The sequence below is a fragment of the Streptomyces sp. WMMC500 genome, assembly GCF_027497195.1.
Taxonomy (GTDB): domain Bacteria; phylum Actinomycetota; class Actinomycetes; order Streptomycetales; family Streptomycetaceae; genus Streptomyces.
The window spans coordinates 1762859-1786476 of record NZ_CP114905.1; the positions used below are offsets into that span (position 1 = coordinate 1762859).

Below are 23618 nucleotides of genomic sequence, written 5' to 3' on the forward strand. Positions count from 1 at the left end.
CTCGGCCGGGCGGGTCAGTCGCGGATGAGGGAGCGGAGGACGTACTGGAGGATGCCGCCGTTGCGGTAGTAGTCCGCCTCGCCCGGGGTGTCGATGCGTACCACCGCGTCGAACTCGACGCCGGTGTCCGTGGTCACCTTCACCGTCTCCGGGATGGCGCCGTCGTTCAGGGCCGTGATGCCGGTGAAGGCGAAGGTCTCCTCGCCCGTCAGGCCCAGCGACTGCGCCGAGCCGCCCGGGGGGAACTGCAGCGGCAGCACGCCCATGCCGATGAGGTTCGAGCGGTGGATGCGCTCGTACGACTCGGCGATCACCGCGCGGACGCCGAGGAGCGCGGTGCCCTTGGCCGCCCAGTCGCGGGACGAGCCGGAGCCGTACTCCTTGCCCGCCAGGACGACCAGCGGGGTGCCGGCCGCGGCGTAGTTCTGGGCCGCGTCGTAGATGAAGGAGACCGGCGCGTCCGGACGGGTGAAGTCGCGGGTGTAGCCACCCTCGGTGCCGGGGGCGATCTGGTTGCGGAGGCGGATGTTGGCGAAGGTGCCGCGGATCATGACCTCGTGGTTGCCGCGGCGGGAGCCGTAGCTGTTGAAGTCGCGGCGGGTCACGCCGTGCTGGGTGAGGTACTGGCCGGCCGGGGTGTCGGCCTTGATGGCGCCGGCCGGCGAGATGTGGTCGGTGGTGACGGAGTCGCCGAGGAGGGCCAGCACGCGGGCGCCCGCGACGTCCTCGACCGGCGCCGGGTCCATGGCCATGCCGTCGAAGTACGGGGGCTTGCGCACGTAGGTGGACTCGGCGTCCCAGGCGAAGGTGTCGCCCGTCGGGATCGGCAGGGCCTGCCACTGCGCGTCGCCGGCGAAGACGTCCTGGTAGGACTCGGTGAACATCTCCTCGCCGATCGCGGCGGCGACGACCTGCTCGACCTCCTGCTCGCTGGGCCAGATGTCCTTCAGGTAGACCGGCTTGCCCTGCTTGTCCGTGCCCAGCGCGTCGCGCGTGATGTCCACCTTCATCGAGCCCGCGAGCGCGTACGCGACGACCAACGGCGGCGACGCGAGGTAGTTCATCTTGACGTCGGGGTTGATCCGGCCCTCGAAGTTGCGGTTGCCGGAGAGCACCGAGGTGACGGCCAGGTCGTGCTCGTTGACGGCCTTGGAGATCTCCTCCGGCAGCGGGCCGGAGTTGCCGATGCAGGTGGTGCAGCCGTAGCCGACCAGGTTGAAGCCGAGCTTGTCGAGGTACGGGGTGAGGCCGGCCCGGTCGTAGTAGTCCATGACGACCTTGGAACCCGGCGCCAGCGTGGTCTTCACCCACGGCTTGCGGGTGAGGCCCTTCTCCACCGCCTTCTTCGCCAGCAGCGCCGCGCCGACCATGACGGACGGGTTGGAGGTGTTGGTGCAGGAGGTGATGGCGGCGACGGTGACGGCGCCGTGGTCGATCTCGTACGTGGTGCCGTCGGGGGCGGTCACCGGGGTGACGCGGGTCGGCACGCCGTTGGAGGAGGCGGGGGCGTCGGAGGCGGGGAAGGACTCCTTGCCGGGCTCGTCGGCATCGTCGACGTAGTTGCGCACGTCGAGGCGGAACTGCTCGGCGGCCTTCGCCAGCTCGATGCGGTCCTGCGGGCGCTTCGGCCCGGCGAGCGACGGGACGACCGTCGAGAGGTCCAGCTCCAGGTACTCGGAGTACTCCGGCTCGTGCGCCGGGTCGTGCCACAGGCCCTGGGCCTTGGCGTACTCCTCGACCAGCGCGAGCTGCTGCTCGTCACGGCCGGTGAGCTTCAGGTACGTGATCGTCTCGGCGTCGATCGGGAAGATCGCGGCGGTGGAGCCGAACTCCGGCGACATGTTGCCGATCGTCGCCCGGTTGGCCAGCGGGATCTGGGCCACGCCCGCGCCGTAGAACTCGACGAACTTGCCGACGACGCCGTGCTTGCGCAGCATCTCGGTGATGGTCAGCACCAGGTCGGTGGCGGTGGTGCCGGTGGGCAGCTCGCCGGTGAGCTTGAAGCCGACGACGCGCGGGATGAGCATCGAGACGGGCTGGCCGAGCATCGCCGCCTCGGCCTCGATGCCGCCGACGCCCCAGCCGAGCACGCCGAGCCCGTTGACCATGGTGGTGTGGCTGTCGGTGCCGACGAGGGTGTCGGGGTAGGCCTTGCCGTCGCGGACCATGACGACGCGGGCGAGGTGCTCGATGTTCACCTGGTGCACGATGCCGGTGCCGGGCGGGACGACCTTGAACTCGTCGAACGCGGTCTGGCCCCAGCGCAGGAACTGGTAGCGCTCGCGGTTGCGCCCGTACTCCAGCTCCACGTTGACCTGGAAGGAGTCCGGGGTGCCGAACTTGTCCGCGATCACGGAGTGGTCGATGACCAGCTCGGCGGGGGCGAGCGGGTTGATCCGGGCGGCGTCGCCGCCCAGGTCCTTGACGGCCTCGCGCATGGTGGCGAGGTCGACGACGCAGGGGACGCCGGTGAAGTCCTGCATGATCACGCGGGCCGGCGTGAACTGGATCTCCCGGCTCGGCTGCGCCTGGGAGTCCCAGCCGCCCAGGGCCCGGATGTGGTCGGCGGTGATGTTCGCGCCGTCCTCGGTGCGGAGCAGGTTCTCCAGCAGCACCTTCAGGCTGTACGGCAACCGGGCGGCACCGTCCACCTTGTCCAGCCGGAAGATCTCGTACGACTCGCCGCCCACCTGCAGCGTGCTGCGGGCGTCGAAGCTGTTCGCCGACACGACAGTCTCCTTCGTCATTCGCGTTCCACCGCAATCCTGCCGCTACGTCCGAAGCGGGGCGACTTGAGGGTGGCACCTTCGGCAGATATCTCGATGTCGAGATAAACCTTACTCCATGACTCCACCCGGGTGCCCACCCGCGTGCCGCTGTCCCGTCTCCGCCCAGAAGCGCAGGCTCAGTCCTTCCGGGAACCGCCGGGCCCAGGCCCCTCGCATCCTTGCGCACGGGACTGCGGTTCGATAAGCGTGGCGGCCGAGTCCCTGCCGCGAGGGTGAGGGTCACGACGGCGAGAGGAGGGATAAGCCCGATGGTCCCCATGATCACCGCGCTTGTGTCCTCCGGGGGCGCGGACCGCGTCCGACCCCGGAGCGGACGGGCGCCTTGCCTGCCGACCGGTCCGCGACACGGGTGAACTCGTGGCGCTGACGGCCTCGGTGCTGGACGCACACAGGAGGCGGCCGGACCTGGGCAACATCCCGATGGCGAACGCCTTCCGACGCGCCTGGTACGTCACTTTCGAGCGCGTGATCAACATGACCTGGGCCTGATCGAGCACGGCGTGCGGGGTTCCACAGGGGCCCCGCACGCCGTGCCGGCCGGGCCGGCCCGGGGGTCAGGCCGGTTTGCGGGCCACGCCGCCGTACATGGCGATGTGCGAGTTGGGCACCGACTCGCCGATGCCGTCCGGGCGCCAGTGGTGGACCAGCGTCACACCCGGGTCGATCGGCTCCAGGCCGGCGAAGAACCGCTCCGCCTCCGCGCGGTCGCGGATCTGCAGCGGGATGCCCCGCTCGTTGTACTCGCGGCCGACACCCGCGACGCGCTCCGGGTCGGTGTCGCCGGTGAAGACGGTCAGGGCCAGGAAGCTGCCCGGGGCCAGCGCGCGCATGAGCCGGGCGACGATGCCCTGCGGGTCGTGCTCGTCGAGGATGAAGTGGACGATGGCGATGAGCGACAGCGCCACGGGCCGGTCGAGGTCGAGTACCTCGCGCAGTTGGGGGTCGCCGAGGATGGACTCGGGGTCGCGCAGGTCGGCCTGGATGTAGCCGGTCCGGCCCTCCTCGGTGCTCTGCAGCAGGGCGCGGGCGTGGGCGAGGACGATCGGGTCGTTGTCCACGTACACCACCCGGCACTCCGGGGCGACGTCCTGGGCGACCTCGTGGAGGTTCGGCGGTGTCGGTATGCCGGTGCCGATGTCCAGGAACTGCCGTACGCCGTACTCGCGGGCCAGCGTCCTGGTGACCCGGTGCATGAAGACGCGGGTCTGCTTCATGGAGGTCGGCAGGCTGGGCCAGGCCCGTACCGAGGCGTCGCCCGCGGCGCGGTCGGGGGCGAAGTTGTCCTTGCCGCCGAGGAGGTAGTCGTAGACCCGCGCGGAGTGCGGGCGGTCGGTGTACAGGTCGATCTCGGGCTCGCCGTCGCCGGGTAAGGGGGTCATGCGGTGCTGTCGCCTCTCGTGTCCGTGTCCGTGTCCGTGGCCGTGGCCGTGTTCGTGTTCGTGGCCGTGTCGCGTCCGTGTCCCGTCCGAGGTGGCTCTGTGTCGCCGGACGGCTTCGTCACCGTACAAACTCCTTCGTCCTGCGGCCCCGTCACGCCGGGCACGTGCCGTCCGGGCCCTGGAACGTCCGGTACGGCCGCAAGGGGTCCCCGCCCTCCGGGCGGGGGTACTCGATGACCGGGACCGGCTTGCACACCGGCCAGTTGTCCCTCTCCAGGTCGAAGCCGAACTCCCCGCTGGCGCCGCGGACGCAGTCGTGGCAGGAGTCGGCGCCCGTCGCCACCTTCATGTTGGTGATGGTGTTGTAGACGTCGAGCCTCGACGGCAGCCGGTCCGACCCCCGGCCACCGCCCGGCGGCCGCACGTCCTCCAGCGCGGACTCCGTGGCCCGGGCGACGACGACGAAGGCGTCGTGGTGCATGATCGCGTAGCCGTCGTCGAGCGCCTCCCCCGGCAGCCCGCTGACCTTCGCGAACCCGTCCGCGAAGGTGGCGAACCGCTCGCCGGACCCGTCGCCCGCCCGCCACGACGGCGCGTCGGTCGCCGAGGCGCCGACCGTGACGACCCGCGCCTCGGCCATGTCCGCGCGCACCTGGTCCTCCGTCAGCCCCTGGGGCAGGCCCGTCGCGACCCGCAGTATGCGGATCTCGGCGTCGAAGTCGTCGCACTCCGGCTCGTCGGACAACTGCGTGATCAGGTGCGGCAGATCGGAGTCGCGGCCGGCGTAGAAGACGGTGTCCGCCTCCAGCCGGCAGATGCCCCGCACGGCCGACGAGAAGCGGTGCGGCGCGCCGCGGTAGTCGTCGCCCTGGCTGCCGACGAAGTTCCTGTTGCGGTTCTCCAGCTCGTACTCCTCGCCGAACTGGTCGCGCATGTTCTCCTGGGTGTTGGTGACGTAGTTGTCCTCCGTGCGGCTGTCCCAGACGAGGAAGCCGGAGGGCTTGCCGCGACGCTCGCCCGGATGGTCGTCGAGGTACGCGGCGAGGGCGGCGACCGACTCGCTGTTCGACGGCGCGGCCTTGAAGAGCTTGTCCGCGGAGATCTCCGGCGAGCTGAGCACACCGCTGACGGCCGGGATGTCGGCGGCCGAGAGCGCGTCGGCGAGGTCCTGGGTGTCCTGCTCGCTGTTGGGCAGGCCGATCGCGCCGATGAGCGGCGTGTCCGTCTCGACCGGCTCCTTGACGGTCGGCAGTTCGGCCAGCGCGTCGACCGCCGGCCGCCACTGGGACAGGTGCCTGCCGACGTTGGTCAGCAGCAACTGGTAGTTGACGCTGCCGTTCCGGTTGGCCTCGATCTGCGCGGTGAGCACGCCGGCGAGGCTGTGCTCGACGACCTCGGGCGTCATGGCGCTCGACTTCGAGGAGTTGAACGGCAGCATCAGCGCGACCTGGACGTACGACTCCTGGTGCGTGCCCTCCGACTCCTCCCACTGGTCCTGCACCCGCCGGTTCTCCTGCGCCACCTTCCGCACCAGGCCCGCTATCCGCTGGTCCGGCCCGTCCGCGTCCGGCTCGAACGCCGGGGACTCGGCGGTGGCGTCGGCGACGCCGACGCACTCCTCGCCGTTCGCCGACTCCACCAGCCCGTCACCGCACGGGTCGTCGCCGCTCAGCCGGTCCCACCCCAGCAGCCCGGCCACGATGAGGGCCGCGCCGGTCAGCACCGCCAGGATCGCCTTCTCGGCCCGGCCCAGCGGCCTCCGTCTAACCAATGCCATGACCTCTCCCCTCCTCGCCGCCGGCCCCGCCCCCCACGGCCGAGCCCGGCGTGCGCAGGTCCTTGATCGCCGCCGGCCACTCCTGCGACGCGTCGTACAGCGTGCTGTTGCCCGTCGGGTGCTTCAGCGACAGGAAGTCCAGTTCCCGCCCGATCCGGCCGGCCAGGTGCGTGTCGGGTACGGACAGCGGGTCGGCGGCGAACCACACGGCGTGCAGCAGCCGGTTGACGGAGCGCTGGACGGAGTCGCCCTCGAACGTCCCGTCCCGCTCCCCCGAGGCGGTCGACCGGCAGGCGTCGGCCCAGGCGGGGTCCGGCGGGTGCGGGGCGGTCGCGATGTGCCAAAGGTCGACGAGCCAGCGTGCCGCGGGGGCGTCGCGGAAGGTGTCGGCGAGCCACCGTACGGGCTCGTCGGGGCGGCCCGCGGCCAGCGCGTGGTGCCGGGCGGTGGCGGGCTCGCGGCGGCCCTCGTGGTGGGCGCGCAGCAGCTCGTGCAGGTCCGGCCAGGACAGCGGCGGGTCGGTCGCGCCCGCCGGGCGGCGGCGCAGCTCGTGCACGAGCACGGCGCGCAGGAAGTCGTCGGCGACGAACGGCCGGTCGGCCTGCGGCCACTGCTCGGCGCGCAGGTGGCTGCGTACCGCCTCGACGGCGCCGGCCTGGTGGTCCCGCGTCAGGTACGCGCCGGCCAGCGCGCGGGCCGCGGCCGTGTCCTGCGCGACGGACATCAGCACGAGGTACGCGCTGAGCTCCGCGTCGGGGACGAGGGCGTGGAGCATCTGCTCCGTGACGTTCTCCCCGGTCAGCCGCAGCCCCGCCAGCTCGTGCGGCTCGACGCTCGCCGGGTCCTGCGCGGCGTCGAGGGCCTCGTAGAAGATCCGGCAGCCCAGCGGGCTGCCGCCGGTGAACCGGTGCACCGCGCGGGCCACCTCCTGGCGCACGCCGCGCTCCTCGCCGACGCGCATCATCGACAGCAGCTCGTCGCGGTCGAGCGGCGGCAGCGGCAGCGTGACGAGTCCGGCGCCGTACGAACCGCGCACGGGCCGGCTCCAGCCGGCCAGCTCGGGCACGTCGGCGAAGGTCCACCGGGTGGCGCCGCCGAACCGCTCGCCCCGCGGCGCACCGAGCGTGGTGGCGACCACGACGAGCGGGTCCGGCCGGTCGTCGGCGGCGACGCGCCGGGCGAGCAGCAGGTCGAGCAGGTGCCGGCCGGCGGGGGTGTGGACGTTGTCGAGCAGGGCCAGCGGGCGCGGCGCGGCGTTCAGGTGCCGCCATCCGGTGTACGCGGCGCGCAGGTCCTCCAGCAGCGCCTCGACCAGGATGCTCTCGGTGCGGCGGCGGATGTCGTCGCCGAGGTGGAAGGCGCGGGAGAGGGTGGTGAGCGCGTCGACGCCGTCGGCCCGGGTTCTGGGGGCGCCGTCCACGTCCCGGTACCACCGGCGCGTCGCCCGGTTCTCCCGCACGCCCAGGTACCGGTCGGTGAAGAGGTGGACGCTCGCCGCCGCGATGGGCCCGAGGTCGTCCGTGCCCCACCCGTCGATGAGGGCGAGCACGTCGGCGGGCCAGCCGCGGGCCCCGTCCGGGTCCTTCTCCAGGCCGCAGTCGGTGAGCAGCGCGGCGACCCGCTCGCGGGCGCACGCCTGCTCGCCGAGTTCGCCCCGGTGCCAGGCGCTGACGGCCACCAGGCCGGTGAGCAGCCGGGGCAGCCGGAGCCGGCCGTAGCCGGGGCGATGGCCGCTGAGGCCCCGGGCCAGCTCGGTCAGTAACTCGGCGGTGGGCGAGGTGTTGGAGACCGCGGCGTCGTCGTCGGCCGCGCCCGCGCAGTCCACGGCGGCGACGGGGATGCGGTCGGCGTACGCCGACCGCAGCTCCTCCAGCACCGCCGAGCGGCCGCCGCCGTGGCGGCCGTGGAGCAGGACGGCGGGCACCTCGCCGCGCGGCTCCTGCCGTATCGTCTTGTTCCTGGTGTGGTGGAGCCCCACCATGCGGGGCACCAGTTCGTGCAGCACGGCCTCACGTCCGTACAGGGTCAAGCTCCGCTTCCCTCCCGTTGCGGGACGACGTTCCGGCTAGCCCAGCAGGCTGCCGACGTGTCGTGCCGTTTCGAGCAGCAGTTGCCGGCCGGTGGTGTCCGGGGCACTGACCAGCTCGTGTCTGATCCGGTCGTAGAGCGCCTGCAGCCGGCCGGGCCGGTCCTCCTCGGCCGCGCGGCGCATGTCGTCCGCGTCCCGGAGCAGCAAGCGCAGCCGCTCCTCGTCGAGCCCGAGCGCGGGGCCCAGGCCGGCGAGTTGGTCCGCCAGCTCGCCGACGACGCGGACGGTGCTGTTCTGGATGATCGTGACGTCGCCCTGCACGTTGCCGATGGTGACCGGGGGCGGCGGCCGGTCGCGCTCGCTGCGCAGGAACCGGGCGAGGTCCATGCCGGAGTGGCCCCAGTCCAGGCCGCGTTCGGTGAGCTTGACCTGCCCGGTGACCATGTCGCCGGAGAGGCCGTCGTCGGTGACGCCGAGCAGACCGGCCGACCGTAAGGAGCGGGCGGCGGCGAGGACTTCCTCGGCGTCGAGCGCGTCGCCGTGGAAGAAGACGTGGTCGGCGACGAAGAAGTCGCGCAGCAGCAGCACGTCGTCGCCGCGGTGCTCGAACGCCCAGCGCAGCACCGCGTTCTCGGCGTACGCGCGGCGGGCCCCGCGGTCGCGGCGCTCGCGCTCCAGGTGCAGTGCGCGCGCGTGGCCCGCGGGGCGCAGAGAGGTGTCGGCCGGGTTGTGCTCGGGCCACTCGTGGACGTGCACCAGGCCGCGGTCCGCCAGCGCGACGATGACGGCGGTGACGCCGAGCGCCGGCTTGTTCTGCGCCAGTCCGAACGCGGCGGTGCGCACGGGCACGTCCGCGCGGTGACCGGACTCCTGCAGCAACCACAGCAGCAGGCGCGCCTCGTAGCGGCCGAGCTCGGGCCGGCGGTCAGCCATCGGCGCGTAACCTCTGTTCTGCGTGCGGTGGTTGGGGATGCGCACGAATCTACCTACGATGCCCGCCGGTCACCAGTTCGTTGCCCTACGCAGTCGCCGCAATGCGGCCATCTCGTAGCAGGACCGCGACCTGCGGGCGCCGCGCCGCCGCACCGACGCCCCCGGCGGCTGCCCGCCTACGGCAGCACGGCGATCCCGTCCAGCTCCACCAGAGCCTCGGCGTCCCAGAGCCGGGTGACGCCGATCAGCGCCATCGCCGGGTAGGTGTCGCCGGCCAGGCGGCGCCAGACGCGGCCGAGTTCGGCGGCGTGCGCGCGGTAGTCCTCGGGGTCGGCGGCGTAGACGGTGACGCGGGTGAGGTGGGCGGGCTCCCCGGCCGCGGCGGCGAGCGCGGTGAGGAGGTTGCCGAGGGCCTGTGCGAACTGCTCGGGGAGGGTCTCGCCGACGATCCGGCCGGCGCCGTCGAGCGCGGTCTGCCCGGCGAGGAAGACGAGGGTGGAGCCGGTGGCGGTGACGGCGTGGCTGAAGCCGGAGGGCTTGGCGAGGACGGCGGGATTGATGCGGTGGACGGACACGGCGGCTGCGGTTCCCTTCGGTGGGCGGCGACGGGGTGAGGCCCCGGCGGCCTCGGACGTCAGGCTCGGGGTGGGCGGCGGTACAGCTCCTTGGCGATGATGCTCCGCTGCACCTCCGTCGCCCCCTCGTAGATGCGCGGCGCGCGCACCTCGCGGTAGAGGTGCTCCAGCAGATGCCCGGCTTCGAGCGCGCGGGCCCCGTGGATCTGCACCGCCGCGTCGACGGCGGCCTGCGCGGTCTCCGTCGCCAGCAGCTTCGCCATCGCCGCCCGCCGGGCGATGTCCGGCGCGCCCGCGTCGTACGCCGAGGCCGCCGCGTACACCAGCAGCCGCGCCGCCTCGACGCGGGTGGCCGTCTCGGCGAGGGTGTGGGCGACGGTCTGCAGGTCCTTCAGCGGGCCGCCGAACGCCTCCCGCCGCTCGGCGTGGTCCAGCGCCGCGTCGAGCGCCGCCTGGGCCATGCCGACGGCGAACGCGCCGACGGAGGGGCGGAAGAGGTTGAGCGTGGCCATGGCGGTGCGGAAGCCGCCGTCGACCTCGCCGAGCACGTCGGCGGCGGTGACGGGGACGCCGTCGAAGCGGAGCGTGCCGATGGGGTGCGGGCTGAGCATGGCGAGCGGTTCGCCGGTCAGCCCGGGGCGGTCGGCGGGCACGAGGAAGGCGGTCACGCCGCGGGCGCCGGCGGCACGGGAGTCCGCGACGCGGGAGTCGGCGACGCGGGAGTCGGCGACGCGGGAGTCGGCGACGGGTGCAGTGCGGGCGAAGACGGTGGCGAAGTCGGCCTCGGGCGCGTTGGAGATCCACTTCTTCTCGCCGGTCAGCCGCCAGCGCCCCGGCCCGTCCGGCTCGGCGGCCAGCCGCAGCGCCGCCGCGTCGGAGCCCGCCTCCGGCTCGGTCAGCGCGAACGCGGCGACCGCGCGCCCGGCCGTCACCTCCGGCAGCCACCGCTCGCGCTGCGCGGGCGTGCCGGCCTGGACGACGGGGTACGCGCCGAGGCCCTGGAGCGCGAGCGCCGTCTCGGCCTCGGTGCACTCGCGGGCCAGGGACTCGCGCAGCAGGCAGAGGGTGAGCGCGGAGACCGGCCCGGCGGCGGGGAACACCCGGGCCAGCAGGCCGGGTTCGCCGTCGTCGCCGGGGGCGCCGAGGGCGGCGAGGAGGGGCCGGTTGACCCGGCCGGGCGCGCCCGCCGCGGCCAGGGGGCGAAGCCGCCGCGCGGCGAACGCGCGCAGTTCGGCGCACCACGCCTGCAGCCCCGGGTCGAGCGCGAAGGGCTGCGGCTGCCCGGGCTGCCGCTGCTGTCGGTGTTGCTGCGGCTGCTGCTGCGCCATGCGGATGCTCCTTCTTCCCGGCGAGTGCGGTCCCGGGCGTCGCCGGCCGGGCGGGCCGGTGCCGGGCGCGGGGATGGCGTCCGGTGCGTCGCGGGTGCGCGTCCGGTGTGCGGGTACGGGCCGGGCCGGATATCGCGGACTGTTGACTGTCGTCACGCCAACGCTACGCTCCTTGGGGTACCGCAGGGCAGACCTAGGGGGCGTACCGCCATGCAGCTCAAGCCTTCCGCCCATGCCGACACCTTCGCCCGCGACCACCTCCCGCCGCCCGGACAGTGGCCGGACCTGGTCTTCCCGCTCCCCGGCCTGCGCTACCCCGACCGGCTCAACTGCGGCGCGGAGCTGCTCGACGCCACCGTCGAGCGGTTCGGCGCCGGCCGCCCCGCGCTGCACACCGCCACCGGCGAGAAGTGGTCGTACGGCGAACTGCAGCGCCGCACCGACCGGATCGCCCACGTGCTGACCGACGACCTCGGCGTGCTGCCCGGCAACCGGGTGCTGCTGCGCGGGCCCACCACGCCCTGGCTGGTGGCCTGCTGGCTGGCCGTCATGAAGGCGGGCGCGGTCGCCGTCACCGTGCTGGCCGCCCAGCGCGCGGCGGAGTTGCGCGGCATCTGCGAGATCGCGCGGGTCCGGCACGCGCTGTGCGACGCCCGTTCGCTCGACGACCTGGCGCGGGCGGAGGTCGCGGATCTGACGGTGGTCCCGTACGGCGGCGAGGACTCGAGCGACCTTCTGCGCCTCGCCGAGACCAAACCCGACACGTACGCGCCTGTGGAAACCTCCGGCGACGACGTCGCGCTCATCGCCTTCACCTCCGGCACCACCGGGCGGCCCAAGGGCTGCGTCCACTTCCACCGCGACGTGCTGGCCATCGCCGACACCTTCTCCGTGCACGTGCTGAAGCCCGTTCCCGACGACGTGTTCGCGGGCAGCCCGCCGCTGGGCTTCACCTTCGGCCTCGGCGGCCTCGTCGTCTTCCCGATGCGCGCCGGCGCCTCGGCGCTGCTCCTGGAGCAGGCCGGACCCGACCGGCTGCTGCCGGCGGTCGCGGAGCACGGGGTGTCGGTGCTGTTCACCGCCCCGACCGCGTACCGGGCGATGCTCGACAAGCTCGACGCGTACGACGTCGGCTCGCTGCGCCGCTGCGTGTCCGCGGGCGAGAACCTGCCGGCCGCCACGTGGCTGGACTGGCGCGAGCGCACCGGGCTGCGGATCATCAACGGCATCGGCGCGACCGAGATGCTGCACATCTTCATCTCCGCCGCAGACGACGACGCCCGTCCGGGGATGACGGGCGTGCCGGTGCCCGGGTACGAGGCGCGGGTGGTCGACGCGGACGGCGCACCGGTGCCGGACGGGGAGCCGGGGCTGCTGGCGGTGCGCGGTCCCACGGGGTGCCGGTATCTGGCGGACGAGCGGCAGCGCGAGTACGTGCGGGGCGGCTGGAACCTCACCGGCGACACGTATGTCCGCGAGCCCGACGGGTACTTCCGGTACGTGGCGCGCGCGGACGACATGATCATCTCGGCCGGCTACAACATCGCCGGGCCCGAGGTCGAGGACGCCCTGCTGCGCCACCCCGACGTGCGCGAGGCGGCGGTCGTGGGGCGGCCGGACGCGGAGCGGGGCACGGTGGTCGTGGCGTACGCGGTGCTGCGCGAGGGCGTGGCGCGGGGGCCGGAGACGGAGGCGGCGCTGCGGGAGTTCACGAAGGGCGAGATCACCCCGTACAAGTGCCCGAAGGAGATCCTGTTCACCGACGCGCTGCCGCGGACGCCCACGGGCAAGCTCCAGCGCTACCGGCTGCGGGAGGAGCAGGCCGAGCGGGTGGCCGGGAATCGCTAGAGTGATCGAGTGGCAGCCGAACGAACCCCGCGGTCTCTGATCGTCAGCTTCTACGGCGCGTTCGGCCGCGGCGCGGGGCCGGGCGCCGGCTCCGCGCGCGTGCCGGTCGCCGCGCTGATCCGGCTGCTGGGCGCGGTGGGCGTGGACGCGCCGGCGGTGCGCTCCGCGGTCTCGCGGCTCAAGCGGCGCGGGCTGCTGCTGCCCGTACGGCACGAGGGCGAGGCCGCGTACGCCCTGTCGCCCGCCGCCCGCACCCTCCTCGACGACGGCGACCGCCGCATCTACCGCCGGGAGGCGCCCGCGGGCCCGGGCGACTGGCTGCTGGCGGTGTTCTCCGTGCCGGAGTCGGAGCGCCGCAAGCGCCACCTGCTGCGCTCGCGGCTGGCCCGCCTGGGCTTCGGCCAGGCGGCGCCCGGGGTGTGGATCGCACCCGCGCACGTCGCGGAGGAGACCCGGCACACCCTGCGCCGGCTCGAACTCGCCCCGTACGTCGACCTCTTCCGCGGCACCCACGAGGGCTTCACCCCGACGCGGGAGTCGGTGGCGCGGTGGTGGGACCTGCCGGCGACGGCGAAGCTGCACGAGGCGTTCCTGGACGCGCACGAGCCGGTGCTGCGGCGCTGGTCCGCGCCGGCGGCGGCCGGTCAGGACGCCTACCGCGACTACCTCCTCGCCCTCGACGCCTGGCGCCACCTCCCGTACGCCGACCCGGGCCTGCCGCCCGAGGTCCTGCCGCCCGACTGGCCGGGCGGCCGGGCGGCGGAGGTGTTCGCGGCCCTGGACGACCTGCTGCGCGCTCCGGCGGACGGCTACGTGGCGGCGGAACTGGCCGGCGCGGCCCGCCGCTGAGGGGCGCCCGCGGCGAGCGCTCCCGGCCGCCCGCCGACGACCGGACCGCCGCCCGGCGCGTCTCAGCGCAGCCGCTCCCCCGCCCGCTCCAGGTACCTCCGCTCCGCCGCGTTCTCCGTCCGCCGCGCTGCCTCCGCGTACTCCGCCGCCGCCTCGGCCGTCCGCCCGGTGCGGTCCAGCAGATCGGCGCGTACGGCGTGGAAGACGTGATACCCGGCGAGCGGCAGGGCGTCGACCTCCGCCAGCGCCGCCGCCGGGCCGGCCGTCTCGGCGCGGGCGACGGCGCGGTTCAGCGCCACGACCGGGGTGGGGGCGAGGGCCATGAGCTGGTCGTAGAGCTGCACGATCTGCCGCCAGTCGGTGGCCGCCGCGGTGCCGGCGTCGCTGTGGACCGCGTTGACGGCGGCCTGGATCTGGTACGGGCCGGGGCGGTTGCGGCGCAGGCAGCGGCGGACCAGCGCCTGCCCCTCCTCGATGAGCTCCCGGTCCCACAGCCCCCGGTCCTGGTCGGCGAGGAGCACGAGGTTCCCGCCGGCGTCCGTACGGGCGGGCCGCCGCGACTCCGTCAGCAGCATGAGCGCCAGCAGCCCCAGCACCTCCGGCTCGTCCGGCATCAGAGCGGCGAGGAGCCGGCCGAGCCGCACGGCTTCGGCACCGAGGTCCGGGCGGCCCAGCGCGTCGCCGGAGCCGGCGGTGTGGCCCTCGTTGAAGATCAGGTAGATCACGGCGAGCACGGCGCCCAGCCGCTCCGGCAGATCCGCGTCCCGCGGCACGCGGTACGGGATGCGCGCGTCGCGGATCTTGCCCTTCGCCCGGACCAGCCGCTGCGCCATCGTCTTCTCGGGGACGAGGAACGCGCGGGCGAGGTCGGCGGTGGACAGCCCGCCGAGCAGCCGGAGCGTGAGCGCGACCCGGGCGGCGGGGGCGAGCGCCGGGTGGCAGCAGGTGAAGATCAGGCGGAGCCGGTCGTCCTGCACGGGCGCCTCCCCGGCGGCCTCGGCGTCCGCCGCGACCTCGGCGGGATCGTCCGCGTACCGTCCACCGCCGCCCGCGGCGCCGTGGAGCAACGCCGCCTGGGCGTGCCGGTGCTCGCGGGTGGCCTCGCGGCGGAGCCGGTCGAAGGCCCGGTTGCGGGCGGTGGTGATGATCCAGCCGGCCGGGCTGGGCGGCAGCCCGTCCGCCGGCCAGCGGTCCGCGGCGGCGGCGAAGGCGTCCTGGACCGCCTCCTCGGCGACGTCGATGTCGCCGAAGCGGCGGACCAGGACAGCGACCGCGCGCCCGTACTCCCGGCGGAACACCCGGTCGATCTCCCCGGCGGACGGGTGGGACGGCACGCGCGGGTCAGCCTTCGGCCCAGTCGTGGAACGGCCGCACCTCGATCGGCAGCAGCCGCACCGCCGCGGCCTCCTTGCGCGCCCAGAAGAGCGCGGCGTCGAGGTCGGGCACGTCGATGATGCAGAACCCGCCGAGGTGCTCCTTCCCCTCGGCGTACGGACCGTCGGTGGTCAGCACCTCCCCGTCGCGCATCCGCACCACGGTCGACGCCTCTGGCCCGTGCAGCCCCCCGTCGAAGACCCACGCTCCCGCAGCCTTCATCTCGTCCTTCACCGCGCCGAGGTCCCGCATGATCGGGTCCAGCACCTCGGGGGGCGGCGGGTCCCCGACGGGCTGGTGCATGGCAAGCAGGTAGTACGTCATGACGACTCCCCTTCCGCGGCCGGCCCCGTGCCGGCCTCTCCCCCTCTACACGAACGCCCCCCGCCCGTATCGACACCGACGCGCGATTATTCTTCCGGCCCGCGGGCACCCGCACCTCCGGACGCACGCGGCGCGTCGTCAGCCCCGCCCGAATTGCGGGGGTCCGGGGTGGTCGCGAAGATGATTCCGGAATGCCGTACTTCTCCGCGGCTGCGACGTTCTCTCCTCATGTTTCTCCGCATCGCCGGGCGGCGACCCGCTCCCGGCTGCCCCCGGGAAGGGAAATCCGGACATGCCGGTATGCACGACGCGCGACGGTGTCGACATCTTCTACAAGGACTGGGGCCGGGGCCGGCCCGTGGTGTTCATCCACGGCTGGCCGCTGAACGGCGACGCCTGGCAGGACCAGCTCAAGGCCGTCGCCGACGCCGGCTTCCGCGGCATCGCGCACGACCGCCGGGGGCACGGCCGCTCCACGCCCGTCTTCGACGGGTACGACTTCGACACCTTCGCCGACGACCTGAACGACCTGCTCACCGGTCTGGACCTGCGGGACGTCACTCTGGTGGCACATTCGATGGGCGGCGGCGAGCTGGCCCGCTACATCGGCCGCCACGGCACCGGGCGGGTGCGGTCCGCGGTGCTCCTGTCGGCGATCCCGCCGCTGATGCTGCAGGGCCCGGACAATCCCGAGGGCGTGCCGCAGAAGGTCTTCGACGACATGAAGGCCGGGATCCTCAAGGAGCGCTCGCAGTTCTGGAAGGACGCGGCGGCCGGCTTCTTCTCCGCCGACCGCGCGGGCACCAGGGCGACCCAGGGCAACAAGGACGCCTTCTGGTACATGGCGATGGCCGAGACCCTCGAGGGCGGGGTCGCCTGCGTCGACGCCTTCGCGGCCACCGACTTCCACGACGACCTGGGGAAGTTCGACGTGCCCACCCTGATCGTCCACGGCGACGACGACCAGATCGTGCCGATCGACGCCACCGCCCGCAAGACCGTCGAGATCGTCCGGGACGCGGAGCTCAAGGTCTACGAGGGCGGCAGCCACGGCATCGCCCTCGTGCCGGGCGACAAGGAGAAGTTCAACGAGGACCTGCTCGCGTTCCTGCAGAAGTGACGCCGCAGAAGCCGAAGCGGCCGGCACGCCGGCCCGCGTCCGCCCGAAACCCCTACCCGGAGCACGCGATGAGCGACCCGACCAGTACCGACGACAGCGGAACACCCCTCGAAAGCGACCAGTACTCACTCAGCGTCGGCGCGGACGGCCCGATCCTCCTCCAGGACGGCTATCTGATCGAGAAGATGGCGCAGTTCAACCGCGAGCGCGTCCCCGAGCGCGTGGTGCACGCCAAGGGCTCGGGCGCGTACGGCACCTTCCAGGTCACGGGCGACGTCAGCGAGCTGACCCGGGCGGACGTCTTCCAGCCCGGGCGCCGCACCCGCATGCTGGCCCGCTTCTCGACCGTCGCCGGTGAGCAGGGCAGCCCGGACACCTGGCGGGACCCGCGCGGCTTCGCGCTGAAGTTCTACACCCGCGACGGCGTGTACGACATGGTGGGCAACAACACGCCGATCTTCTTCATGCGCGACCCCAGCAAGTTCCAGGACTTCATCCGCTCGCAGAAGCGCACCCTCGACTCGGGCCTGCGCGACAACGACATGCAGTGGGACTACTGGACACTCTCGCCGGAGTCGGCGCACCAGGTGACGTACCTGATGGGCGACCGCGGCATCCCCAAGACGTACCGGCACATGAACGGCTACAGCTCCCACACCTACCTGTGGACCAACGCGGCCGGCGCGCGCACCTGGATCAAGTACCACTTCAAGACCGACCAGGGCGTCGCGTACCTCGGCGACGCCGACGCCGCCGCCCTGGCCGGCGAGGACGCCGACTTCCACCGCCGCGACCTGGCCGAGGCGATCGGCCGCGGCGAGGCGCCGTCGTGGACGCTGTACGTGCAGGCGATCCCGTACGAGGACGCGCCGGACTACCGCTTCAACATCTTCGACGTGACCAAGACCGTCCCGCACGGCGACTACCCGCTGACCGAGGTCGGCCGGATGACGCTCGACGCCAACCCCGAGGACTACTTCGTCCACATCGAACAGGCCGCCTTCGAACCCAGCAACCTCGTTCCCGGCATCGGACCGTCGCCGGACAAGATGCTCCAGGCCCGGCTGTTCTCCTACGCCGACACCCACCGCCACCGCATCGGCACCAACTACGCGCAACTGCCGCCCAACCAGTCGGAGACCGAGGTCCGCTCGTACGCCAAGGACGGCGCGATGCGCTACCACCCGCCGAACGTGGCCCGCCCCTACGCGCCCAACTCCTACGGCGGGCCGACCGCCGACGAGGAGCGCGACAACCACCCGCCGCGCTGGACGGTGGAGACCGCCGAGATGGTCCGCGCCGCCTACACCCTGCACAAGGACGACGACGACTTCACCCAGCCCGGCACGCTGGTGCGCGACGTCCTGGACGACGCCGCGCGCGACCGCCTGGTCGGCAACGTCACCCGGCACCTGCAGAACGGCGTCAGCGACGCCGTCCTGCAGCGCGCCGTCGCCTACTGGCGCAGCATCGACCTGGCCACCGGCGACAGGATCGCCGCCGGCGTCCGCCGGGGCTGACCCCGCGCCAGGGCGGGCCCGCTCCCGTTCCCCGGGGGGCGGGTCCGGGCTCCCCGCTCAGCCGCCGTCCAGCGTCAGCCTCGGCTTCGGCCCGTCGGTACGTCCCGTCGGCGGCCTGCGGCTGCCCGCGCGGTACGGCGCCGGCCACGGCGCGCCGGGGCCGGTGTAGCCCTGTTCCGCGGCGGCGTGCAGCGTCCAGTGGGGGTCGTACAGGTGGGGGCGGGCCAGGGCGCACAGGTCGGCGCGGCCGGCGAGGACCAGGGAGTTGACGTCGTCCCACGAGGAGATCGCGCCGACCGCGATCACCGGTATCCCCAGCTCCGCGCGGATGCGGTCGGCGTACGGGGTCTGGTACGAGCGGCCGAACGCCGGCTGCTCGTCGGAGACGACCTGGCCGGTGGAGACGTCGATCGCGGCCGCGCCGTGGGCGGCGAACGCGCGGGCGATCCCGACCGCGTCGGCGGCGGTGGTGCCGCCCTCCGCCCAGTCGGTGGCGGAGATCCGTACGGTCACGGGGCGGTCGGCCGGCCACGCGGCGCGTACCGCGTCGAAGACCTCCAGCGGGTAGCGAAGCCGTCCTTCGAGGTCGCCGCCGTAGGCGTCGGTGCGGCGGTTGGTCAGCGGGGAGAGGAAGCCGGACAGCAGGTAGCCGTGCGCGCAGTGCAGCTCCAGCAGGTCGAACCCGGCGCGGGCGGCGCGCCGCGCGGCGGCGGCGAACTCCTCGCGGATCTCGTCCATGCCGGCGCGGTCCAGCTCGCGCGGCGTCTGGTTCAGGCCCGCGCGGTACGGCAGCGAGGAGGGGGCGACGACGGGCCAGTTGCCGTCGGTCAGCGGCTCGTCCATGCCCTCCCACATCAGCTTCGTGGAGCCCTTGCGGCCGGAGTGGCCGAGCTGTACGCCGAGGGCGGCGCCGGGGGCGTGGGCGCGGACGAAGTCGACGACGCGGCGCCAGCCGGCCTCCTGCTCGTCCGACCAGAGGCCGGTGCAGCCGGGGGTGATGCGGCCGCGGGGGCTGACGCAGACCATCTCGGTCATCACGAGACCGGCGCCGCCGAGGGCGCGGGCGCCGAGGTGGACGAGGTGGAAGTCGCCGGGCAGGCCGTCCTCGGCGACGTACATGTCCATCGGCGAGCAGACGACGCGGTTGCGCAGGGTGAGGCCGCCGAGGGTGTACGGCGTGAACATCGGCGGCGTGCCCTCCGGCACCCCCGCCTCGCGCTCCACGGCGGCGACGAAGCCGGGGTCGCGCAGCCGCAGGTTGTCGTGGGTGATGCGGCGGCTGCGGGTCAGCAGGTCGAAGGCGAACTGACGCGGCGGGCGGCCCAGATGGCGCGCCAGGTCCTCGAACCACTCGCGGCTGGCGTGCGCGGCGCGCTGCGTGGAGGCGACGACGGGCTTGCGTTCCGCCTCGTACGCGGCGAGCGCGGCCGGCACGTCGGGCTGCTCCCCGAGGCAGGCGGCGAGCGCGAGGGCGTCCTCGACGGCGAGTTTGGTGCCGGAGCCGACGGAGAAGTGGGCGGTGTGGGCGGCGTCCCCGAGGAGGACGACGGCGCCGCCGGTGGGCGGCTCGTACCACCAGCGGTCGTTGACCACCGTGCGGAACGGCGCCCACTGCGAGCGGTTGCCGGTCAGCGGCCGGCCGCCGAGCGCGTCGGCGAAGTACGCGGCGCACCGCTTGGCGGACTCCTCCTCCCCGCACGTGTCGAGGCCGGCGCGCCGCCACACCTCCTCGCGCATCTCGACGATGACGGTGGAGGCCGCCTCCCCCGACGACCCAGCCGACACGGCGTACGGGTAGCCGTGCAACTGCATGACGCCCGCGTCGGTCTCGACGATCTCGAAGCGGAAGGCGTCGAACGCGAAGGGTGCGGAGAGCCACACGTACCGGCAGCGGTGCTCGGCGATCCGGGGGCGGAAGACGCCGGCGTGCGCCTCGCGGGTGGCGCTGTTCACGCCGTCGGCGCCCACGACGAGGGCGTGCGTGCGGGCGAGTTCGGCGGCGGGCGGCGCCTCGGCGCGGAACCGGAGCTCGACGCCGAGGTCCCGGCAGCGCTGCTGGAGCACCGCGAGCAGCCGGCGGCGGCCGAGGGCGGCGAAGCCGTGGCCGCCGGAGCGCTGCACGGTGCCGCGGTGGACGATGTCGATGTCGTCCCAGCGCACGAACTCCCGTTGCAGCGCGGCGTAGACGACGGGGTCGGCGTGCTCGATGCCGCCGAGGGTCTCGTCGGAGAGCACGACGCCGAAGCCGTACGTGGCCTCCGGGGCGTTGCGCTCGTAGACGGTGACCTCGCGAGCGGGGTCGAGCCGTTTGAGGAGCGCGGCGGCGTACAGCCCGCCGGGCCCGCCGCCGATGACCGCGGCCCGCACGGCGCTCAGCGCCCCTGCCACGCCGGGGGCCGCTTGGCCGTGAACGCGGCGTGGAACTCGGCGTAGTCGGCGCTGTTCATCAGCAGCGCCTGCGTGGCGGCGTCCATTTCGACGGCGGCGGCCAGCGGCATGTCCAGCTCGGCGGTGAGCAGCGCTTTGGTCTGCGCGTAGGCGAGCGCGGGCCCGTCGGCCAGCCGACGGGCGAGCGCCGCGGCGGTCTCGTCTGCGCGGCCCTCGTCGGCGAGTTCGCTGACGAGGCCGATGCGTTCGGCCTCGGCGGCGCGTACGGGGTCGCCGAGCATCAGCAGCCGGGTGGCGTGGCCGAGGCCGACGACGCGGGGCAGCAGGTAGGCGGCGCCCATGTCGCCGCCGGAGAGGCCGACGCGGGTGAAGAGGAACGCGAAGCGCGCGGAGTGGTCGGCGACGCGGAAGTCGGCGGCGAGCGCGAGGACGGCTCCGGCGCCGGCGGCGACCCCGTGCACCGCGGCGACCACCGGGAACGGGGCTTCGCGCAGGGCCCGTACGACCTGTCCGGTCATGCGGTTGAAGTCCAGCAGCCGGCCGGTGTCCATGGCCAGGGTCGCGCCGATGATCTCGTCGACGTCGCCGCCCGAGCAGAAGCCCCGGCCGGCGCCGGCGAGGACGAGCGCGCGGGTGCCGCCGGTGCGGGCGAGCTCGGCGACGAGGTCGCGGAGGTCGGCGTACGCCTCGAAGGTCAGCGCGTTGAGCTTCTCGGGGCGGTCGAGCGTGACGGTCACGACGCCGTCGTCGGCGGTGACCCGCAGGTGCTCCCACTGCTCGGTGCGGCCGGCGGATCCGGTGAACGGGCTCATCGTGCGCGGCCCCTGTCTGCAGACGGTGGCGGGCGGTGGCGGTGAGCCGAAGTTATCACTCATACGTGACTGTCGTCACGACCGCGCGATACGCGACCCGGGCGCACGGGTGCCGCGGCACGGCCTCGCGGAGCAGTCCCGCGGACCGGTCCCGGCGAGCGGGCGGGCGTCAGCCCAGGGTGGCGACCATGAGCGCCTTGATGGTGTGCATCCGGTTCTCCGCCTCGTCGAACACGACGGAGTGCTCGGACTCGAAGACCTCGTCGGTGACCTCCAGCGACGTCAGCCCGTGCCGCTCGTGGATCTCGCGGCCGACGGCCGTGCCGAGGTCGTGGAAGGCGGGCAGGCAGTGCAGGAACTTCACGTCCGGGTTGCCGGTGGCGCGCAGCACGTCCGCCGTCACCGCGTACGGGCGCAGCGCCGTGATCCGCTCGTCCCACACCTGCGTGGGCTCCCCCATCGAGACCCACACGTCGGTGGCGACGAAGTCGGCGCCGGCCACCCCCTCCGCGACGTCCGCGGTGAGCGTGATCCGCGCGCCGGAGGCGGCGGCGAGCCGGCGGGCCTCGGCGACGACCGCCGGGTCGGGGCGGTACGCCTCGGGCGCGACGATGCGCACGTCCATGCCGAGGAGGGCGGCGGTGACGAGATAGGAGTTGCCCATGTTGAAGCGGGCGTCGCCGAGGTAGGCGTACGCGATCTCCTCGACCGGCTTGGGGCTGTGCTCGGTCATCGTGAGGACGTCGGCGAGCATCTGGGTGGGGTGCCAGTCGTCGGTCAGGCCGTTGTAGACGGGCACGCCCGCGTACGCGGCCAGCTCCTCGACGGCCGACTGGGCGGTGCCGCGGTACTGGATGGCGTCGTACATCCGCCCCAGCACCCGCGCGGTGTCCTTCACCGACTCCTTGTGGCCGAGCTGCGAGCCGGCCGGGTCGAGATAGGTGGTCGACGCGCCCTGGTCGGCCGCCGCGACCTCGAAGGCGGCGCGGGTGCGCGTCGAGGTCTTCTCGAAGACCAGCGCGACGTTCTTCCCGGTCAGCCGGCGCCGCTCGGCGCCCTCCCGCTTCTCCGCCTTCAGCGCGGCGGCCAGGGAGAGGAGATGGCGCAGCTCCTCGGCGGTGCAGTCCAGCTCCTTGACGAAGTTCCGGCCGGTGAGGTCTGTCGCCATGGTCCCGCACTCCCGAGATTCTATGCGTATGAACGCATCACTATACAGACCGATCGGCGGACGCGGCCCCGGGGGGCTGGACCGGGCCGCGCTCGACGGGACAGCTCATGCACCGCGGCCCGCCGCGCCCGCGGCCCAGCTCGCTGCCGCGGATCTCGATCACCTCGATGCCCTGCTTGCGCAGGTAGGTGTTCGTCGTCGAGTTCCGCTCGTACGCCACCACCACCCCCGGCTCCACCGCCAGCACGTTGCAGCCGTCGTCCCACTGCTCCCGCTCCGCGGCGTGCACGTCCTGCGTCGGGGTCAGCACCCGGATCCCGTCCAGGCCCAGCGCGGCGGCGATGGCGTTGTGCATGTGCTCCGGCGGATGGTCCGTGACCTTCAGGTCGTCGCTGCCCGAGCCGGGCTCGATCGTGTACGAGCGCAGCATGCCCAGGCCCGCGTACTGCGTGAACGTGTCGGCGTCGATCATCGTCATCACCGTGTCGAGGTGCATGAACGCCCGCGCCTTCGGCATGTCCAGCGCGACGATCGTGCGCGCCGAGCCGGCCGCGAACAGCCCGCGCGCCAGCAGCTCCACCGCCTGCGGCGTGGTGCGCTCGCTCATCCCGATGAGCACGGCGCCGTTGCCGATGACCAGCACGTCACCGCCCTCGATGGTCGACGGGTAGTCCTCCTGACCGCCGGACCAGACGTGGAAGGCGCCGGACTGCGGCCCGGCGAACAGCGGATGGTGCTTGTAGATCGCCTCGAAGTGGACCGTCTCGCGCTGCCGCGCCGGCCAGCGCATCGCGTTGATCGACACCCCGTCGTAGACCCAGCAGGACGTGTCGCGGGTGAACAGGTGGTTCGGCAGCGGGCCGAGGAGGAAGTCGTCCGGGTCCATCACGTGGAAGCGCACCGACGCCGGCTCGGCGAACCCGTCCAGGTACTCCCGCTTCGTCATCCCGCCGACCAGCGCCTCGACGAGGGCCGCGGAGTCCAGGGACTCGAACGTGGCGCGGAGCTTCTCGGTGGCCAGCGGCCCGTACTCCTTCTCGTCGAAGACGCGGTCGAGGACGAGCGCCCGCGCCTCGGGGATGTCCAGGCTCTCGGCGAGCAGGTCGCCGAAGAGGTGCACCCGCACGCCGCGGTCGCGCAGCACGTCGGCGAAGCCGTCGTGCTCCTCGCGGGCGCGGCGGACCCACAGCACGTCGTCGAAGAGGAGGGCGTCCTTGTTGCGGGGCGTGAGCCGCTTCAGCTCCATGTCCGGCCGGTGCAGTATCACGCGGCGCAGGCGGCCGGCCTCGGAGTCGACGCGGAAAGAGGGCGCAGGCATGAGATCAGACTGCCACGCGGGGCGAGGCGGGGCAGCGGTTCGGGATCACGGGACGGAGGCGGAGACGGTACGGAGACGGGGGCGCGG

General features: G+C 73.6%; 18 protein-coding genes. 5 read left to right on the top strand and 13 right to left on the bottom strand.

What is annotated here, in order from left to right; all coding sequences use genetic code 11:
• Window positions 1-14: 14 nt before the first annotated feature.
• Window positions 15-2729: an aconitate hydratase AcnA gene (gene acnA / locus O7599_RS07170; RefSeq protein WP_281623304.1), complete on the bottom strand. Its 2715-nt coding sequence runs from the start codon at window positions 2727-2729 to the stop codon at window positions 15-17.
• Window positions 2730-3146: 417 nt separating this feature from the next.
• Here acnA and O7599_RS07175 point away from each other — a divergent pair, with 417 nt between their 5' ends.
• A complete protein-coding gene (locus O7599_RS07175; protein WP_281621261.1) occupies window positions 3147-3278 on the top strand; it encodes a hypothetical protein in 132 nt (43 codons plus the stop codon).
• Between the two features lie 65 nt (window positions 3279-3343).
• On the opposite strand, the gene O7599_RS07180 is transcribed toward O7599_RS07175, so the two are convergent.
• The 6 genes from O7599_RS07180 to O7599_RS07205 form a co-directional block, all read right to left on the bottom strand.
• The gene (locus O7599_RS07180) at window positions 3344-4168 is read right to left on the bottom strand and encodes an SAM-dependent methyltransferase (protein WP_281621262.1); all 825 of its coding nucleotides are present in this window, start codon (window positions 4166-4168) and stop codon (window positions 3344-3346) included.
• 151 nt (window positions 4169-4319) lie between these two features.
• Window positions 4320-5945 carry a hypothetical protein gene (locus tag O7599_RS07185; RefSeq protein ID WP_281621263.1) on the bottom strand — a complete coding sequence of 542 codons (1626 nt, stop codon included), beginning with the start codon at window positions 5943-5945 and terminating at the stop codon, window positions 4320-4322.
• A complete protein-coding gene (locus tag O7599_RS07190; RefSeq protein ID WP_281621264.1) occupies window positions 5932-7974 on the bottom strand; it encodes an ATP-binding protein in 2043 nt (680 codons plus the stop codon). Before O7599_RS07190 ends, O7599_RS07185 begins: the two co-directional genes overlap by 14 nt.
• Window positions 7975-8010: 36 nt before the next feature.
• The gene (locus O7599_RS07195; RefSeq protein ID WP_281621265.1) at window positions 8011-8907 is read right to left on the bottom strand and encodes a hypothetical protein; all 897 of its coding nucleotides are present in this window, start codon (window positions 8905-8907) and stop codon (window positions 8011-8013) included.
• Window positions 8908-9083: 176 nt separating this feature from the next.
• Entirely contained in the window at window positions 9084-9482 is a 399-nt protein-coding gene (locus O7599_RS07200; RefSeq protein WP_281621266.1) for a RidA family protein, read from the bottom strand.
• 59 nt (window positions 9483-9541) lie between these two features.
• A complete protein-coding gene (locus O7599_RS07205; protein ID WP_281621267.1) occupies window positions 9542-10810 on the bottom strand; it encodes an acyl-CoA dehydrogenase family protein in 1269 nt (422 codons plus the stop codon).
• Between the two features lie 210 nt (window positions 10811-11020).
• Here O7599_RS07205 and O7599_RS07210 point away from each other — a divergent pair, with 210 nt between their 5' ends.
• A complete protein-coding gene (locus O7599_RS07210) occupies window positions 11021-12658 on the top strand; it encodes an AMP-binding protein (protein WP_281621268.1) in 1638 nt (545 codons plus the stop codon).
• A gap of 9 nt (window positions 12659-12667) precedes the next feature.
• Entirely contained in the window at window positions 12668-13507 is an 840-nt protein-coding gene (locus O7599_RS07215; protein ID WP_281621269.1) for a PaaX family transcriptional regulator C-terminal domain-containing protein, read from the top strand.
• 62 nt (window positions 13508-13569) lie between these two features.
• On the opposite strand, the gene O7599_RS07220 is transcribed toward O7599_RS07215, so the two are convergent.
• Both O7599_RS07220 and O7599_RS07225 read right to left on the bottom strand, forming a co-directional pair.
• On the bottom strand, window positions 13570-14841 hold the full coding sequence (locus O7599_RS07220; RefSeq protein WP_281621270.1) for a sigma-70 family RNA polymerase sigma factor: 1272 nt from the start codon (window positions 14839-14841) through the stop codon (window positions 13570-13572).
• Between the two features lie 7 nt (window positions 14842-14848).
• Window positions 14849-15205: a YciI family protein gene (locus tag O7599_RS07225; protein ID WP_281621271.1), complete on the bottom strand. Its 357-nt coding sequence runs from the start codon at window positions 15203-15205 to the stop codon at window positions 14849-14851.
• 292 nt (window positions 15206-15497) lie between these two features.
• Here O7599_RS07225 and O7599_RS07230 point away from each other — a divergent pair, with 292 nt between their 5' ends.
• Both O7599_RS07230 and O7599_RS07235 read left to right on the top strand, forming a co-directional pair.
• On the top strand, window positions 15498-16325 hold the full coding sequence (locus O7599_RS07230; protein ID WP_281621272.1) for an alpha/beta hydrolase: 828 nt from the start codon (window positions 15498-15500) through the stop codon (window positions 16323-16325).
• Window positions 16326-16393: 68 nt separating this feature from the next.
• Window positions 16394-17845: a catalase gene (locus O7599_RS07235; protein ID WP_281621273.1), complete on the top strand. Its 1452-nt coding sequence runs from the start codon at window positions 16394-16396 to the stop codon at window positions 17843-17845.
• A gap of 57 nt (window positions 17846-17902) precedes the next feature.
• Here the strand turns inward: O7599_RS07235 and O7599_RS07240 are convergent, their stop codons facing one another.
• The 4 genes from O7599_RS07240 to O7599_RS07255 form a co-directional block, all read right to left on the bottom strand.
• Window positions 17903-20212 (bottom strand): bifunctional salicylyl-CoA 5-hydroxylase/oxidoreductase, encoded by a 2310-nt coding sequence (locus tag O7599_RS07240; protein ID WP_281623305.1) that lies wholly within the window; start codon window positions 20210-20212, stop codon window positions 17903-17905.
• A gap of 5 nt (window positions 20213-20217) precedes the next feature.
• Complete coding sequence (locus O7599_RS07245) at window positions 20218-21045, bottom strand: enoyl-CoA hydratase family protein (RefSeq protein WP_281621274.1); 828 nt, start codon at window positions 21043-21045, stop codon at window positions 20218-20220.
• A gap of 169 nt (window positions 21046-21214) precedes the next feature.
• The gene (argF, locus tag O7599_RS07250) at window positions 21215-22213 is read right to left on the bottom strand and encodes an ornithine carbamoyltransferase (RefSeq protein ID WP_281621275.1); all 999 of its coding nucleotides are present in this window, start codon (window positions 22211-22213) and stop codon (window positions 21215-21217) included.
• Between the two features lie 40 nt (window positions 22214-22253).
• Complete coding sequence (locus tag O7599_RS07255) at window positions 22254-23531, bottom strand: arginine deiminase (RefSeq protein WP_281621276.1); 1278 nt, start codon at window positions 23529-23531, stop codon at window positions 22254-22256.
• Window positions 23532-23618: the final 87 nt, after the last annotated feature.